This is a genomic window from Lentibacillus halodurans (assembly GCF_900112045.1).
GTDB lineage: Bacteria > Bacillota > Bacilli > Bacillales > Amphibacillaceae > Lentibacillus > Lentibacillus halodurans.
The window spans coordinates 60676-77297 of the sequence record NZ_FOJW01000007.1; the positions used below are offsets into that span (position 1 = coordinate 60676).

Sequence of the window (16622 nt, forward strand, 5' to 3'; positions counted from 1 at the left end):
AGATTTTGAGTGATAAAGGCAAAGCGTGATCTGTTAAATGCAGCAGCCATTTTAGTCTTTTGTGGTTTTGCTTATTACGGGTCTTCCTTAATAACGGAAAAGAATCTGGGTAAAACAGAAGCTGACCTTTTCCCTAACATTATAATTGGGACTGTTGCTTTTTTAGGTCTATGTTTGTTAGCAAGCAGCGTGTATAGAATGATTCGCGGGGAAGGTTCGAAGCTGAATATTAATCTTCAAAAGTTGTTTCATGAAAATAAAAAAGTGATTTTAACATTTGTGCTCTTTGGTTTGTACGTATTCATTCTGGGATATATTGGTTACTTCCTTTCTTCTGTTTTGTTTTTGATTTCGTTATACTTTGTGCTTGCAGATAATAGGCAAAAACTTTGGGTCGTCTTACTTGGAAGTATCATATTAACTGCAATTTTATACCTGATTTTTCAGTGGGCACTGTCGGTTTTCCTTCCAACAGGCGTCTTGTTCTGAAGGGGGTAACAATTTATGGAGAATATACTACTAAGTGTTGAAACCATTTTAAATATTCAGACAATAACAATCCTTTTAATGGGGGTCATAGCGGGTATCATAGCGGGAAGCATTCCGGGGTTTACCATTACAATGGGGGTCGCATTAACATTGCCTTTTAGTTTTAGTATGGATCCGGTTAATGGCATTGCCCTGATGATGGGGGTTCAAGTAGGTGGCAGTGCCGGTGGGCTTATTACAGCCTCTCTACTCGGTATCCCTGGTACCCCTTCAGCAATGGCGACTACTTTTGATGGGTTCCCGATGGTCAAAAACGGTGAGCCGGGAAAAGCATTGGCGATTGGGTTATGGTCGTCATTTTTTGGTTCTATTTTATCAGGAATCATATTAATTTTCATGGCGCCATTATTAGCCAAGTGGGCACTTGAATTTGGACCATGGGAAATGTTTGCATTGATGCTGTTTGGTGTAAGTGCAATTGCCAGTTTGAGTGAAGGTTCCTTGATAAAAGGGTTAATTGCTGGATTCCTGGGGATAATGTTTTCACTTGTCGGTTCTGATCCACTAATGGGAATACCAAGATTTACGTTTGGTTTTAGTGAGTTACTGGCCGGATTTAACTTTTTGCCTGTACTGATCGGGTTATTTGCTTTTTCTCAATTATTAGAGGATATCAAAAATCCGCCTAAGTCGTTCAAAATTGAAAATACCAAAAACATAACCTATCCAATAGCAAAGGTCATAAAGGATATGTGGAAATCGGCTGTAAATGTAATCAGATCAGGTTTAATCGGAACATTGGTAGGTATATTGCCAGCAGCCGGCGGGAGTATTGCCAATATTTTAAGTTACGATATCGCAAAAAAGTTCTCCAAGAACCCTTCTAAATTCGGTAAAGGAACGAAAGATGGTTTGATTGCAGCCGAATCAGCGAATAACTCATCCGTTGGCGGTGCACTGGTTCCAATGCTGGCGTTTGGTATTCCGGGCGATGCGGTAACTGCCATGATGCTGGGTGCTTTATTGATTCATGGTATTCAGCCTGGCCCATTACTGATGGAAAATCAGCCGGTTTTGGTTAATGGTGTATTCATTTCGTTCTTTTTAGCTGCATTTTTAATGCTAATCGTTCAAAGTTTAGGAATTAAAGTATTTCTGAAAATTAATCAGATCCCATTTCATTATCTGGTCCCCATTGTGCTGCTATTATGTGTACTTGGCAGTTTTGCTGTTAATAACCGTATATTTGATGTGTGGGTTCTCTTATTATTTGGGTTAATCGGATACTGGATGAAAGCTAATAAATTTCCTTTACCTCCGTTTATACTGGGGATCATCCTTGGGCCGATGATTGAATCGAACTTTCGGCAGGCCATTTCATTAGGAGCTGTCTCGACATTTTTTACAAGACCATTATCTGCAGTATTGATTATTCTTGCTGTTTTATCAATGATATATGGCGTATATAGCAATAATAAAAGTAATCAACAGGAAAACTATTAACGTTTATATTACAGGGAATCCCGCTTATTATAAAGTTGCGGTGGATGGATGACTAATCCCTAACTGAGTCTATTCTCTCAGGCGGGGATTATTTTTATTACTGCTATAAGTACAATATGTAATTTTATGCTTCTCCAAGTGATACAAAAAAGCACGCCTCTCTGCACTTATATTCTTGACGATGTAGCGGGCACCTTCTGCTTTTATGGAAACATTCGGATTCGACAGTCTGCACTATTGCTGATAACCACATAATATTATTTTCAAATCACACTTACAAAATCAGTGATATTATGAGATAATATGACAAAGTGTATCATTAGGTATAACGACTCATAATAGAACACAATAAATTATTAGAATGTTTTATTGGGGGAAAGAAATCGTGGAAGAAAAGAGAGTGAATCGCAAAAAATCTAAAAAACGCTGGCTGAAAATAACATTGGCTGTAATTGGTTTACTGATACTTGGAATTGGGCTTTATGGCTTGTCGATTTATGGCAATGCCAGAGATACAGTCAATGAAAAAATGCACGAACAAATTGATTCGATTGATCGTAATTTGACAAAGAAAAAAGTTGAAGCTTCTGAACAGCTGAACGTCCTCTTGCTTGGCGTGGACGAGCGTGAACATGACAGTGGGCGGTCGGACGCGTTGATGGTGTTGTCTCTGGAGCCCAAAAATGAGGAAATGCAGCTGATCAGCATTCCACGGGATACAAGGACAACCATAGTCGGTGAAGGGGTGGAGGATAAAATCAATCATGCTTATGCATTTGGCGGCAGTGATATGTCCGTTGCGACGGTCGAAAATTTTTTAGACATTGAACTGGATTATTACGTCCGTATGAACATGGAAGGGCTCCAGGAACTGGTTGATAGGCTTGGTACGATCACAGTGGATAACGAAATTGCCTGGAATGACGGGGAGTATGATTTTAATGTCGGTCCTATGGAGATGGATGGGGATCAGACAATGGCCTATGTCCGCATGCGCAAACAGGATCCAAATGGTGATTTCGGCCGAACGGAACGCCAGCGTAAAGTCATTCAAGGCATTATTGACCGTGGCGCTTCCGTTGGTTCTGTGACGAAAATCAATGATTACATCGACGTTCTCGGCAATAATATGGCAACAAATATGGATTTTGACGACATGAAGATGCTTTTCAATGGTTATCGTAATACGCGCAAAAACATTGACAGCTATCAAATACAAGGAAACGGAACAAATATTGACGGCACCTATTACCTCATGGTGCCTGACGAAGAAGTGCAGAAAGTGCATGGTATGATCAGTAAGAGTGCATCTTAGGTGTGTTGGATTGGGAGAAGGTATAGATCAGATTCATATAGATGCTGGTACACAATTAAAACTTTCCATGCTAAAGACGAACATTACAGGGCAGGAAGGGCAGCATTTTACTTTTTCAACAGTCGCATCCTTATTCATCATTGATAACGACTGCGAACGCGTGACAATTTGTCTTGGTATAGCCTCCCTTCCATTCTGATGTTAGTTGCGTGCGATCATTCGCTCCGGCAGCATACTGCGCTTTCCATGGGCACGGACTCAGCCTCCTCGGAAAGCAAAGACCTATTTCCTGCGGGTTTTCGGCTCGCGCTGTTCCCCGGAAAGGGCGTATTTTTCCGCAGCGACCATCATGCACTCACCAACAAAAGCATGGAAGCAAGCAAATCTAAGACCAAATGACTTCTCAGTTGATTTGATCATGCGCAACAAATTTTCAAACATATCTCAAAAGATACATCCGAACTGTTCCCATCATAGTGGAATCATCGTTCGGATGTATCTTTGGCTTATATCCTTTTGTCTCGGCCTCGTTTTTTGCACTAAAATAGGTTATATCTGAGAGGGAATCAGATCCTTCAGCCGAAATATAGGGTCAGCTACCTGTCTTCTTATAAGCACATATTTTGGATAGTATACAAACACTGCTATAATAGGATTGTAAAGATTATAACCTTTACAAAGGGAGGGGAAGAGAGATGGAACTTAAAGGTAAAGTCGCAGTTGTCACAGGCGGGGCATCCGGAATCGGGTTGGCCACTGTCAAGGCGTTCACTGCAAAAGGTGCTAAAGTTGTTATTGCGGATTTTGATGAAGATGGCGGGAAGGCCACTGAGAGAGAATTGAAAGATCATGGTGCTGACGTATTTTTTGCCAAAACCGATGTTGCTGTTGAGAACCAGGTGAAAAGTCTTGTTAAACAAACCGTGGATCATTATGGAAAAATTGATATAATGTTCAATAATGCTGGTGTTGGTGTACAAGGCCAAACCCATGAACTTTCTGATGAAGATTATCAAAAAGTAATTTCCATTAACCAAAACGGTGTCTTCTACGGTTCAAAATATGCTGTTCAGGAAATGCTGAAATCCGGCAGTGGTGTTATCGTGAACACATCTTCCATTTTAGGAACTGTGGGCGAACCAAGTGCCTTTGCCTATAATGCATCAAAAGGTGCAGTCAATTTGATGACAAAGTCGCTGGCTCTGCAATATGCGGAGAAGAATATCCGCGTCAATGCCGTTGCGCCAGGATACATCGAGTCAGGTCTGGTCAATAAAGAAAAGCTGGGCGAGTTCTATAATGGACTGGTTGCCAAGCATCCCATGGGGCGGATCGGTAATCCGGATGAAGTTGCCCATACTGTTGTATTTTTATGTGAGAATGATTTTATCACAGGTACTATTGTCCATGTTGATGGCGGGTATACAGCGCAGTGATGTTATTCAGTCATCCTTCCTATTGAGGAGGGATGGCTTTTTTGATAGGGAGAGAAGAGAACCTATCGTATTAAAGCTGTTGGGCCGGGTAAGATCTTTTCCAGTTTAACCCCATAATCATTCAGTATTATATCTTTAACAGATATACGATAAGGAAACGGCATTTAAAATAACAGCTTACTATTGTAAAATAAAGTATAAAACTGGTGGGCAAAGGGTCCCCAAAGGCAGAATCGGGATAGAGTGTCTATCAATTTGTCCCAATGGACGAGGGGGGGAACGTGTATGGTGTTTGGCGGAATTGAAGCGGGCGGCACGAAAATTGTCTGTGCAGTGGGCAATCGTTCCGGGGAGATAACATCTAAGAAGGTTATTCCAACCAGCGCGCCGGAAGAAACGCTCATGGAAGTGAAGGCATTTTTTTCACACTTCGATTTGGAAGCACTGGGTGTCGGAAGTTTTGGGCCGGTTGATTTGAATAAAGAAAGTGATACATATGGAACGATCCTGAATACACCTAAAACGGACTGGAAAAATTTTGATTTACTCGGGCGATTGAAGGGAGATTACCAGATTCCCGTTTACATCGATACGGACGTCAATGCAGCATGCCTGGGTGAATACCGGTATGGTGCCGGAAAATGTGTCAATAGCTGTTTATACATCACGGTAGGGACAGGTATTGGGGCAGGTTTGGTACAGGATGGCTATACGTTTCAGGGGAAAATTCACCCGGAGATGGGGCATGTTATGGTTCCAAGGCATTCGGATGATTCGTTTGCAGGCTGCTGTCCGTATCATGGCAACTGTCTGGAGGGAATGGCTTCTGGTCCGGCAATTGAGAAGCGTCACGGCAATAAGGGGTACCTTCTTAGTCATGATGCCGCCGTATGGGAAATCGAGGCGCACTATCTGGCACATGCCATTGTTAATTACACATTGATATTGTCTCCTGAACGCATTATTTTAGGCGGCGGGGTTATGAAGCAGGAAATATTATATTCCCTGGTTCGGGAAAAGGTTTCGAAGCTCCTGAACAGCTATGTGGATGTGGGCAACTTGAATGATTTTATCAGTGCTCCTGCCCTGGATGATGAACAGGGGGTAAAAGGCGCCATTACTCTGGCTGCTGACAGGTAACGAGGTTTTTATAATTGTATCCCAATCAAAAAATCATTCCGCGGGACAAGTATTTTACTCATGACTTTTGGAGTCGATTGCTGTTAAAAGGAAGAGTACTGGGCACTGTGTCCCACTGATTGTCTTCAGCTGCAATATCCGCTATGATATATGATGGATTGATAGAACTTTGGACGGTGTCTTGGATGAATAACAGGCAAAAAGAACTATTACGCATTTTACTGACTGGCTCATCTGATTTTTTCCATGTACAGGAACTGTCAAATGAATTGGGATGTTCAGAGAAAACAGTACGAAGCGATTTAAACAGAATTGAGACGTTTCTAAAAGAATATCCAGCTGTTGAACTGATCAGGAAACGTGGTACGGGTATACATCTTTCAATACATCATGCTGACAGGGTGAAGCTGTTTCATCATATCTATCAGACCGGAAAGATAGCAGCCGGGCATGAACGTGTGCTTGAAGTAGCATATCAGCTGCTGACAAGTGATAATCCCCTCACGTTGGCAAGTTTGGCTGAAAGCTATTTTACAAATCCGACATCAATGAAACATGAATTGAACAGGATTGCCCATTGGCTTGAAGGTTATCATCTGACATTAATGTCAAAGCAGCGTCTTGGCCATATTGTGAAAGGTCGCGAGCTGGACAAACGCAATGCACTGGCTAATCTGTCTGAATTAATACCGTCTGAGAACCGAGAGAAGGACCGTATCTTGCAACTATTTCCGCAAAATGAAACAGCAACGGTAAGAAAGCTGCTGCGTGGTTTGCAGGTGGATTATCCGATTGATCTGACTGAAGGGGAATTTGAAAGTCTGCTGATTCATGTATTGATTATGATTAAACGAACCCGTCAGCGTTCATCCATCGTGCTGGGCGAAATGGATGCTGGTGCAAATGTGAAGCTGGAAACCTATCATATGACAGCCTGGTTCCTAAAACGGCTGGGCGATGCACTTGGGGTGTCTTTCCCTGAAAATGAATATGTTTATTTTACATGGCATCTGGAAAGCTGCAGGAAAAAGAATGGTCTGACAAACTTAAAAGCTGATGATTTATTGGCTGATGTCGTCCGGCAAATGACGTTACAGCTGCAGCACATGACGATGATCAGATTTCGGGAGGACAAGGTGCTTGGCCGATGGTCTTGTTACGCATCTTGCGTCAGCCTTGCATCGCATCAGGTATGGTCTTACAATTAGAAATCCAATGCTTTCCGACATTAAAAAGAAATATCCTTATATGTTAAGCATGGTGATTCTGGCTGTCGAAAAAGTTAATGAAGCTTATGATCTGGACATCGCAGAAGATGAGGCTGCCTATCTGGTTCTACATTTTCAGGCCTCGATTGAGCGGATGCAACAAGAACGAACGCCGGTTAAACGTGCTGTTATTGTATGTGACCTGGGCGTTGGGATGTCCCATTTGCTTCAGGCGAAATTGGCACAATCTTATAAAAGCATCCATATTTTAGGTTGCATCAGTAAGGCAGCATTGAATGAATTTGTGGAGACTCATGAGATTGACTTAATTATTTCAACAACAGGCATCAACGATTGCGAGATTCCAAAAGTTGAGATTACACCTCTTCTGGAAACTGACGATAAAAAACGGCTGAACCAAGTTTTGCAGTTAATGGAACGTGAATTGGCAGATAGAGGCGAGATGTTTTCAACGATCAAGCAATTGCTGAATGAAGATACAATTTATTTCGATATCGATTTAAAGCATCGTTTTGAAGTTGTCGAAATGCTTGCCAGCAATCTTGTTGGTAAAGGATTCGCTGAGACATCATTTGTACACAGTGCGATGCTGCGGGAACAGACATCTGCTACCGCAATCGGCGGGGGAATAGCTATCCCGCATGCCCATCCGGATCTAGTTAAAAAGTCTGTTGTATCCATAGCTGTTTTGCATGAACCGCTGGAATGGGGGAGTGAGGTGGTCTGGGTGGTGTTTATGCTGTCCATTGCCAAAGCGGATCAGCACATGACAAAATCGCTCATGCAGACCATTGCCTCCATCAGTGAAAAGCCTGCTGCTGTCGAACATCTAAAAAAAGCCAACAGCGTCTCAGATATTCTGACAGTTTTTGATCAATAATTCATTTTTTTCCGGTGTTCCGGTAAAAATGAATTATTTTTATGGCTGAAAATGACTTTATAATGAAAGCAGATATTAATAAAGGGGGACAAATGGATATGAGGATATTAGCTGTAACCGCATGTCCGGTTGGCATTGCCCACACGTATATGGCTGCCGAAAATCTGCAGAAAGCGGCTGATGAGCTGGGTGTGGATATGAAAGTCGAGACACAAGGATCTATTGGTGCTGAAAATGAGCTCACTCAAAAAGATATTGAAGAAGCGGATGGGATTATCATTGCAAGTGATAAAGATATATCCAAAGACCGCTTTGTCGGGAAGAAGCTGCTTGTGGCAGGAGTTCAGGAAGGAATACGTAACCCTGAAGAACTGATCAAACGCGTGCAAACCGGCGATGTGCCGGTTCATGGATCTGAGTTGAAGTCGGCCGGGCAAGTGAAAAAAGAACGCAAAGAAAAAGAGAGTCCCATATACCGGCACCTGATGAATGGTGTTTCGTACATGATTCCTTTTATCGTAGTAGGCGGATTGCTGATTGCGATATCGTTAGCAATCGGAGGAGAGCAGACTCCCGGAGGCATTGTCATACCTGAAGATTCATTCTGGAAGCAAATTGAAAATATAGGTAATGCCTCATTCAGTTTTATGGTACCTATTTTAGCCGGATTTATTGCTGTCAGTATAGCTGACCGTCCGGGCCTGGTGCCGGGTATGATTGGTGGCTATATTGCGACCACTGGAAGTTTTTATGGAAGTGAAGCCGGTGCTGGATTTATCGGCGGTATTATTGCTGGTTTTCTTGCAGGCTATGTTGTGCTTGGTATTAAAAAGATTAAGGTACCTCAAGCGGTACAGCCGGTAATGCCGATTATATTTATCCCAATTATTGCATCGCTGGTTGTTGGTGCATTGTTTATATTTGTAATCGGTGCACCAGTTGCGGGCATTTTCGAATCATTAACGACTTGGCTTGAAGGTATGCAAGGCGCAAGCTCGATTGTCCTGGCGCTTATCCTTGGGGCAATGATTGCAGTCGATATGGGTGGTCCATTTAATAAAGTGGCCTTCCTGTTTGGGTCTGCCATGATCGCTGAAGGCAATTATGAAATTATGGGATCGATTGCGGTTGCGATCTGTATCCCGCCGCTTGGTATGGGACTTGCTACATTTTTGAACAAACGCAAGTATCAGCCGGCTGAAAAAGAAACAGGAAAAGCGTCCTTTACCATGGGATTATTCGGTATTACAGAAGGAGCGATTCCGTTTGCGGCCCAGGATCCGATTCGTGTTATTCCAAGTATTATGACTGGCTCCATGGTTGGTGCGGTTATTGCCATGATCACCAGTGTAGGAGATCGTGTCGCTCACGGTGGTCCAATTGTAGCCGTGTTGGGTGCGGTTGACAATGTCCTGATGTTTTTCATTGCAACGATCATTGGTACCATTGTAACGGCTCTAGTGGTCAACCTTTTGAAGAAAGATGTGACCTCTGCTGCAACGCCTGAGGGGATCGAAGTGGCAGCGAATGAATATGGTGTAGCAGCTGACTCATCAGAACAGACTGATAAGGGTACTCGGACTTATGACGATGTGCATAATGGAGCAGGTCAGGAAGATCCGGAAGATGATGTTGCGATTAATAAACTGACGGATATCCTTAATCGAGATCTGATGACCATGAATGTGTCTGGTTCAACACAGGAAGAAGTGGTTGATGAATTTATTGAAATGCTGGATGCTGATCATTGCATATCTTCGAAAGAAACGGTTAAACAGGCTATTTTCGATCGTGAAAAGGAGAGTTCAACCGGTCTAGGCATGAATATTGCGATCCCGCACGCAAAATCTGCCGCTGTCAAGAAGCCTGCTGTCGTCTTCGGTATCAGCCAGGATGGCATCGACTGGAAAAGTCTTGACGGAACAGATGCGAAATTGATCTTCATGATTGCAATACCTGAAGAAAGAGCAGGCGATGATCACCTGAAGGTCCTGCAAATGCTCTCCCGCAAGCTAATGGACGATTCTTTCAGGGAACAATTGCTGTATGTTGAAACGAAGAAAGAAGCTTACGAACTTCTCGATACGATTCAGTAGGCGGGGAAGAAGCTGGGACAAAAGAACGTTTATAAAACAATAGTCCGAACAAACAAGCCAAGTATACCTCGCTTCGGAAGTATACGCCGGTTTCCACGGACGGCTGGTGAGCCTCCGCGTGCATTCGCGCTGCGGAGGCCTACCCAGGCCTTTTTTTCCGCTGGAGTCTACGTATATTTCCACTGTTAAAACGGACTATTGATTGTCTTTTAAGCGCACTTAGTTTAGTTATGTCCCAGCCTTTTCTGTTGATTAAGGTTCGGTATTAATTTTTGTTAAGTTGATTGAGTATATGATTCCAGGCAAGCTCTTCTCCAGTTGTTTGTGTGACGGGCTTGAAACCAATAGCAAGGTATATATGGATCGCTGTCAGACTGCTTGGCTGCGTTTTTAAATAAGCTTGATCATGATACTGGCTCAGCAATTTGAGGGCTTTTGTAATCAGAGGTCTGCCGAGTTTTTGACCCTGAAATTCAGGTATGATTTCCACCCAATGCAGCCTGCCGATCATGTCGTTATTCCATTTGCCAAACCATGCGGATGCAGTGCCGGCATATCTCCCGTCCGTTGTTTTAAGGAAAATGATGCGTTTTTTTGCTTCACTTAGGTGGGCCGCGAATTCGGTGCTGAATCGCTCGAGAGCCTGGCTTATATCTTGGAATTCACCAGTTGCTGCTGCGATTTCTGCCCAATGTTTTCCTTCTTCTTCACGTTCCAGCAGGCAGAACTCAAATCCGTCTGGAATCGGATGGCTGGAAAGTTGTTTCAGGTCGTGCATCATGTATATTGATGTATGTTCCATAACATTACCTCACTTATTGTGGAATGGTGATGAATGGGGCTATTATATCACAAGTCTATAATAAAAGATTTTGCTATAATCAAAGTGACATAGTTGGTTCATTAATTTAAACATCGTTGTAATGGAGGGTGAGAATGTATAACGAACCGATTTTTTTGCAGCCTGCTTTCCAGGAAAAAATCTGGGGCGGGGATAAGTTAAAAATAGTTTATAATTATGATATTCCATCTGAGCGAACCGGGGAAGCTTGGGTGATTTCGGCACACCCGAATGGTCCAAGTGTTATTGAAAATGGGCCGTTAAAAGGAAAAACATTGGCGGATGCCTGGGAATCTCACGGAGAACTTTTCAATAAAACAGCAGATCATAAAGAAGCATATCCCCTGCTCGTTAAAATGTTGGATGCCAATGATGATCTGTCGGTCCAAGTGCATCCGGATGACCAGTTTGCCCAGAAAGTGGAAAGTGTGCCATATGGGAAAACCGAGTGCTGGTACGTATTGGATGCGGAACCGGAAGCTGAGATTGTTTTCGGTCACCATGCCGAGACAAAGGAACAGTTGACGCGGATGATGAACAATGGTGAATGGGACGAATTACTGCGGCGTGTAAGGGTTCAGTCTGGTGATTTTGTATATGTGCCAAGCGGAACCATTCATGCAATTGGCGGGGGGATCGTCATTCTGGAAACACAGCAGAGTTCGGATACGACCTATCGTGTTTATGACTATGACCGGACAGACGTAGACGGCAACAAGCGGGGGCTGCATCTTGATAAGGCTGCTGCAGTGACAAATGTTCCGCATCAGATGCCCGAATTGAATCAGGAAGAGAGCGTTTCGGGCGGTTTAACGATGACAAAACTCGTTGAAAATGATTACTTTAGAGTCAGTCAATGGACATTGAATGGCGATGCCGAACAGATGATGGAAGCTGATTTTTTGCAGATCAGTGCTATCAAAGGTAACGCTACATTAACCACGAACGGTAAATCATTTGAAATCGAAAAAGGGACAAACTTTATATTACCGCATGGGGTTGGAAAATACGCGTTATCAGGTAAGGCTGAGTTTGTTGTGTCATGGGCTTAGGCAATGAAAGCTTCTTTGTCATACATCTTCAGCGCGAGAGAAGGAACTTCAGCCGGAGAACAGAATATACATTTCAAAAAGCTGCTGGGGATCAAACTGGCGGCTTTTTTATAAAGTAACGATTTCCTGCATTTGACGGAAATTTGTTGCGTCCAAATGAAAGCGCTTTTATCTTATAATGAATATAACTTCAAGAATAACGAGGGGGAAATAGACGATGAAGCAAATTTTGCTGGCATGTTCATCAGGAATGTCTACTAGTCTATTAGTCAAGAAAATGGAGGAGGAAGCGGAAAAAAGGGGGGTTGATGTAAAGATATGGGCTGTTGCTCAGGATAAAGCTGCGAAAGAACTGGAAAATGCAGATGCTCTTCTGATTGGCCCGCAAATGCGATTTATGAAGAAGAAGTATGCCAAAACAGCTGAGGAATTGGGTACATCATTGGATGTCATCGATTCGGTCGCTTATGGTCGTGTGGATGGAAAAGCCGTTCTTAATCATGCCCTTAAGCTGATTGACGGATAATCAAGTTAAAGGGGGAACATAAAAATGAATACGTTTATGGACAAACTTGAGAGCGTTTTAATGCCAATTGCGGATAAATTGAATAACAATCGTTACTTAACCGCACTGCGTGATGGGTTTATGATAGCATTGCCATTAATTATTTTTGGTTCGATTTTTGTCGTACTTGCCAATCTCCCATTTTTGGACCAATTGATTGGTGAAGAAGCCTTTACTACTTACCAGGAAGCATTGGGTCCTGCATCAGCAGCAACGCTAAGTATTATGGGAGCTTTTGTTATCATCGGAATAGGTACAAAACTAACGCAGTCTTATGACATAGAAGGTATATACGGTGGTGTAGCTGCATTTGCGGCATTTTTGATTCTGACGCCACAAACATTGGAAGAAGTATCGGGTGTTATTCCAACTTCAGTGCTTGGGGCAGAAGGCATGTTTGTTGGTATTTTTACAGCATTTATTGCCGCAGAGCTTTATCGATTTTTTGTCCAGAAAAATTTGACCATCAAAATGCCGGCGGGTGTGCCTGAAGCAGTATCACGGTCTTTTAGTGCCCTGATTCCTATTACATTGACGTTAAGTGTATTTTTAATCGTCCGGATCATATTCAGTTATTCGCCATTTGATACAGTACAGAACTTTATTTATACGATTATACAAGAACCGCTAACAGCGCTTGGAAGTGGATTACCGGCTACGCTTGTAGCAGTACTTCTGATCCAGCTTTTTTGGTTTTTTGGACTGCATGGCCAAATTATTATCAATTCAGTGTTTGATCCGATCTGGTACGCCTTAAATGATGAGAATCTGCAGGCGTTTCAAGCGGGCGGCGAATTGCCAAATATTGTTACTAAGCAATTTATTGATACGTTTCTTGTCGGTATGGGTGGATCGGGCATGACGCTAGCTGTCGTCATTGGTATATTCCTGATCGGTCGAAGCAGGCAGCTGAAGGAATTGGGGAAGCTTGGCGGACCACCAGGTGTATTCAATGTCAACGAACCGATTATCTTCGGACTTCCGATTATCATGAATCCGCTGGCACTGATTCCATGGCTATTGGCACCGGTTGTTGTCACAATGATCACTTACTTTGCAATGGCATCGGGGATTGTGCCCAAACCGGCCGGGATTATTGTACCATGGACAACACCAGTTGGATTGAGTGGCTTTTTAGCTACCGGGAATGCCTGGCAAGGAGCAGTTTTACAGTTCTTTAATATGGCGGTCGTGTTCCTGATATGGTGGCCATTCCTGAAAATTCTTGATAAGAGTTACTATGAATCTGAGAAAAAAGGAGAACAAACGCAAGCAAGTTAAATATTATCGTGGCCTTTTTTCCTGCATTAACGGGCAGTTCGACGCCCTCTTCAGGATGTTAATCAAAGACCAGGAGATGAAGGCGGAAGATCAACTGCCCTTAAAGCCCAATTCTGTCCAACTAACCGTCGATGGGCGATAACAATCGCCACTCAGGCTATTATCTTAGTTACGGGAAATCTAACTTCTTTCAGAGGTGAATACATGTGACAACGCAAAATATAACAGAAATCGCATTTCAAATAATCCTATACGCAGGCAATGGGAAGTCCAATGCAATGGAAGCCATACAGGAAGCCAAAGACGGAAATTTTATAAAATCAGATAAACTATTGGAGGCCGCGAGTGAAGAGCTTAATAAGGCACATGATTTTCAAACCCAATTACTGCAAGGGGAAGCAAATGGCGAAGAGTCTCCTTTAAATTTGATGCTGGTTCATTCCCAGGATCACCTTATGACTTCCATGACGGTCCGGGATCTTGCAGCAGAGCTCGTTGAAATTTACCGAAATAAATAGAAAGGCGGCTATCATATGTCACGAACATATCCATTTCCGAAAGGTTTCTGGTGGGGAAGCGCCACATCAGCAACCCAAATTGAAGGTGCTGCATCAGAAGGCGGTAAAGGGGAGAACATTTGGGATCATTGGTATAGAATAGAATCAAATCGTTTTTTTGACAATGTCGGACCTGAAACGACGTCGGACTTTTATCATCGTTATCAAGAAGATATCAAACAAATGAAAGAAATCGGTCATAATACATTCCGTTTTTCAATTTCCTGGGCAAGACTGATGCCAGGCGGTCGAGGTGAAATCAATCCGGAAGCAGCCGTATTTTACAATAATGTGATTGACGAATTGTTAGCTCATGATATTGAACCATTCGTCAATCTCTTCCATTTTGATATGCCGCTGGAATTGCAGGAAGAAGGCGGATGGGAAAGCAGAGACGTTGTCGAAGCGTACACCAGGTATGCAGATGAATGTTTCCGGATATTCGGTGATCGTGTGTCGAAATGGTTCACATTCAATGAACCGATTGTTCCAGTGGAAGGCGGCTATTTATATGATTTTCACTATCCGAATATCGTTGATGCCAAGCGTGCTTTTCAGGTCGCATATAATACCATGATTGCTCACGCAAAAGCTGTAGAAGCTTTTCGGAAGCATAACATAATGGATGGACAGATTGGAATTATCCTTAATCTGACACCATCATATCCGAGAAGTCAGAACCCTGCTGATTTAAGGTCGTCCCAGATAGCAGATTTATTTTTCAATCGGAGTTTTCTGGATCCGGCTGTTTTGGGTGAATACCCGCAGGAACTGATTGATCTATTGCAGGAACATGGGCAGCTGCCTGAAACAGAAAAAGGTGATTCGGACTTATTGAAGGTCAATACGGCGGATATTTTGGGTGTCAATTACTACCAGCCGCGTCGTGTCAAAGCGAAAGAAAGCCTGCCGAATCCATACGGGCTGTTTATGCCGGACTGGTTTTTCGATATGTATGAAATGCCCGGACGGAAAATGAATCCGTATCGCGGCTGGGAAATCTATGAAAAAGGTATCTATGATATTATGATCAATTTAAAAGAGAACTACGGCAATATTCCATCATTCATTTCTGAAAATGGCATGGGTGTGCAGAATGAAGAACGGTTTATGGAGAATGGGGAAATTCAGGATGATTACCGGATTGAATTCATCCGAGAACATTTGAAGTGGCTTCATCAGGCCATTGGAGAAGGATGCAATGCGAAAGGTTATCATCTGTGGTCGTTTATGGATAACTGGTCATGGATGAATGCGTATAAAAATCGTTATGGCTTTTTCTCGGTTAATCTGGAAACAAAAGAACGAACGCCGAAAAAAAGTGCGCATTGGTTCAAGTTTGTATCAGAAAATAACGGGTTTTAATCAAAAGGTGGGGAGTTACATGAATGGCATTAAAATTGGAACGATCGAATTAGGTTCGAGTTATATGCCCGAACTGGTTGAAGGATTCATCAAACTGTCGGGTTAATGTTCAACATTGGTATGCGGATGGGTGTTGCAGAGATGCTTGATGTTAACACCGAACGGGTATAAATTGATTTTGCTGGTTTGAATCATATGGTGTATAGGTGAAATTATACCTGGATGGCGACAATATAATACAGGATGTACTGGATAAATTTGGTGTGTGGTGATGGGCTGACGATGAACAACATTGCTAATCTTGGCTGGGAAAAAGAATTCATGAAGGGATTAGGAGTCTTGTCATGCCCGTATCACGTTATTATAAGTAAAATGCTGGAAAAGGAACACGAGTTCAAGTTGTTCGGCAGCTTGAACAAGACCTGTTTGAACTTTATAAGAATCCGAATTTTTCCGGGAAGCCAAAGCAGCTGGAACAGCGGGGCGGTGCTTATTACAGCAATGACTCCCTGCAATTTGATTCATTCCATTTATAATGACAAGCACGATATACAGCCGGCGAACACCCGGAATAATGGTGCGATTGCAAGCATTCCGGATGACTAAGCGGTTGAAATCAATTGCGTCATTACGAAAGATGGGACAAGACCGAATGCTGCCAGAGGTTTTGTCGAGCAAATTAAGTCATTTGAGCGTGTTAGTGTAGAAACTGCTATTACGGGCGCTTATTATAAGGCGATGCTTGCAATGACCATTAATCCGCTGTTTCATCTAGATGAAATGCTGGAATTCCATCGTGACCATTTGCCCAAATTTTTGATACTGCCATCATATCTTAAGAAAGCACCGGTGGAGTTATTTACCGGCGTATAA

15 protein-coding genes and 1 pseudogene are annotated in these 16622 nt (G+C 42.8%); 15 read left to right on the forward strand and 1 reads right to left on the reverse strand.

What is annotated here, in order from left to right; genetic code table 11:
* Positions 1-9: 9 nt before the first annotated feature.
* The 9 genes from BM195_RS09795 (at position 10) to BM195_RS09835 (ending at position 10088) form a co-directional block, all read left to right on the forward strand.
* Positions 10-489 carry a tripartite tricarboxylate transporter TctB family protein gene (locus tag BM195_RS09795; protein ID WP_090237229.1) on the forward strand — a complete coding sequence of 160 codons (480 nt, stop codon included), beginning with the start codon at positions 10-12 and terminating at the stop codon, positions 487-489.
* 15 nt (positions 490-504) lie between these two features.
* The gene (locus BM195_RS09800) at positions 505-1992 is read left to right on the forward strand and encodes a tripartite tricarboxylate transporter permease (RefSeq protein ID WP_090237231.1); all 1488 of its coding nucleotides are present in this window, start codon (positions 505-507) and stop codon (positions 1990-1992) included.
* A gap of 385 nt (positions 1993-2377) precedes the next feature.
* Positions 2378-3307: an LCP family glycopolymer transferase gene (locus tag BM195_RS09805; protein ID WP_090237234.1), complete on the forward strand. Its 930-nt coding sequence runs from the start codon at positions 2378-2380 to the stop codon at positions 3305-3307.
* 10 nt (positions 3308-3317) lie between these two features.
* Positions 3318-3506 (forward strand): hypothetical protein, encoded by a 189-nt coding sequence (locus BM195_RS09810; RefSeq protein WP_090237237.1) that lies wholly within the window; start codon positions 3318-3320, stop codon positions 3504-3506.
* Between the two features lie 496 nt (positions 3507-4002).
* On the forward strand, positions 4003-4743 hold the full coding sequence (locus tag BM195_RS09815; protein WP_090237240.1) for an SDR family NAD(P)-dependent oxidoreductase: 741 nt from the start codon (positions 4003-4005) through the stop codon (positions 4741-4743).
* A 285-nt stretch (positions 4744-5028) separates the two neighbouring features.
* Entirely contained in the window at positions 5029-5883 is an 855-nt protein-coding gene (locus tag BM195_RS09820; RefSeq protein WP_090237242.1) for an ROK family protein, read from the forward strand.
* Between the two features lie 185 nt (positions 5884-6068).
* Complete coding sequence (locus BM195_RS09825) at positions 6069-7091, forward strand: BglG family transcription antiterminator (RefSeq protein WP_170848219.1); 1023 nt, start codon at positions 6069-6071, stop codon at positions 7089-7091.
* Positions 7024-7992 carry a BglG family transcription antiterminator gene (locus BM195_RS09830; protein ID WP_090237248.1) on the forward strand — a complete coding sequence of 323 codons (969 nt, stop codon included), beginning with the start codon at positions 7024-7026 and terminating at the stop codon, positions 7990-7992. Before BM195_RS09825 ends, BM195_RS09830 begins: the two co-directional genes overlap by 68 nt.
* Positions 7993-8090: 98 nt before the next feature.
* Positions 8091-10088: a PTS fructose transporter subunit IIABC gene (locus BM195_RS09835; protein WP_090237576.1), complete on the forward strand. Its 1998-nt coding sequence runs from the start codon at positions 8091-8093 to the stop codon at positions 10086-10088.
* Positions 10089-10353: 265 nt separating this feature from the next.
* Here BM195_RS09835 and BM195_RS09840 read toward each other — a convergent pair whose 3' ends face one another.
* On the reverse strand, positions 10354-10890 hold the full coding sequence (locus BM195_RS09840) for a GNAT family N-acetyltransferase (RefSeq protein WP_090237250.1): 537 nt from the start codon (positions 10888-10890) through the stop codon (positions 10354-10356).
* A 134-nt stretch (positions 10891-11024) separates the two neighbouring features.
* Here BM195_RS09840 and manA point away from each other — a divergent pair, with 134 nt between their 5' ends.
* The 6 genes and pseudogenes from manA to BM195_RS19155 all read left to right on the forward strand — a co-directional run bounded on the left by manA (position 11025) and on the right by BM195_RS19155 (position 16622).
* Positions 11025-11981, forward strand: coding sequence for a mannose-6-phosphate isomerase, class I (gene manA / locus BM195_RS09845; RefSeq protein WP_090237253.1), 957 nt, complete (start codon positions 11025-11027; stop codon positions 11979-11981).
* 217 nt (positions 11982-12198) lie between these two features.
* Positions 12199-12507 (forward strand): PTS sugar transporter subunit IIB, encoded by a 309-nt coding sequence (locus BM195_RS09850; RefSeq protein ID WP_090237256.1) that lies wholly within the window; start codon positions 12199-12201, stop codon positions 12505-12507.
* Between the two features lie 24 nt (positions 12508-12531).
* Positions 12532-13827: a PTS cellobiose transporter subunit IIC gene (gene celB, locus BM195_RS09855; protein WP_090237259.1), complete on the forward strand. Its 1296-nt coding sequence runs from the start codon at positions 12532-12534 to the stop codon at positions 13825-13827.
* Positions 13828-14033: 206 nt separating this feature from the next.
* Complete coding sequence (locus BM195_RS09860; RefSeq protein WP_280141257.1) at positions 14034-14345, forward strand: PTS lactose/cellobiose transporter subunit IIA; 312 nt, start codon at positions 14034-14036, stop codon at positions 14343-14345.
* A 15-nt stretch (positions 14346-14360) separates the two neighbouring features.
* Positions 14361-15749: a glycoside hydrolase family 1 protein gene (locus BM195_RS09865; RefSeq protein ID WP_090237261.1), complete on the forward strand. Its 1389-nt coding sequence runs from the start codon at positions 14361-14363 to the stop codon at positions 15747-15749.
* A 321-nt stretch (positions 15750-16070) separates the two neighbouring features.
* A pseudogene (locus tag BM195_RS19155) lies at positions 16071-16622 on the forward strand (family 4 glycosyl hydrolase).

What these genes read in the sequence shown, in the direction of transcription:
- BM195_RS09800 (WP_090237231.1), top strand. Translation starts at nt 505, where the DNA reads ATGGAGAATATACTACTAAGTGTTGAAACCATTTTAAATATTCAGACA.
- BM195_RS09835 (WP_090237576.1), top strand. Translation starts at nt 8,091, where the DNA reads ATGAGGATATTAGCTGTAACCGCATGTCCGGTTGGCATTGCCCACACG.
- celB (WP_090237259.1), top strand. Translation starts at nt 12,532, where the DNA reads ATGAATACGTTTATGGACAAACTTGAGAGCGTTTTAATGCCAATTGCG.
- BM195_RS09850 (WP_090237256.1), top strand. Translation starts at nt 12,199, where the DNA reads ATGAAGCAAATTTTGCTGGCATGTTCATCAGGAATGTCTACTAGTCTA.
- BM195_RS09840 (WP_090237250.1), bottom strand. Translation starts at nt 10,890, where the DNA reads ATGGAACATACATCAATATACATGATGCACGACCTGAAACAACTTTCC.
- BM195_RS09815 (WP_090237240.1), top strand. Translation starts at nt 4,003, where the DNA reads ATGGAACTTAAAGGTAAAGTCGCAGTTGTCACAGGCGGGGCATCCGGA.
- BM195_RS09825 (WP_170848219.1), top strand. Translation starts at nt 6,069, where the DNA reads ATGAATAACAGGCAAAAAGAACTATTACGCATTTTACTGACTGGCTCA.
- BM195_RS09865 (WP_090237261.1), top strand. Translation starts at nt 14,361, where the DNA reads ATGTCACGAACATATCCATTTCCGAAAGGTTTCTGGTGGGGAAGCGCC.
- BM195_RS09820 (WP_090237242.1), top strand. Translation starts at nt 5,029, where the DNA reads ATGGTGTTTGGCGGAATTGAAGCGGGCGGCACGAAAATTGTCTGTGCA.
- manA (WP_090237253.1), top strand. Translation starts at nt 11,025, where the DNA reads ATGTATAACGAACCGATTTTTTTGCAGCCTGCTTTCCAGGAAAAAATC.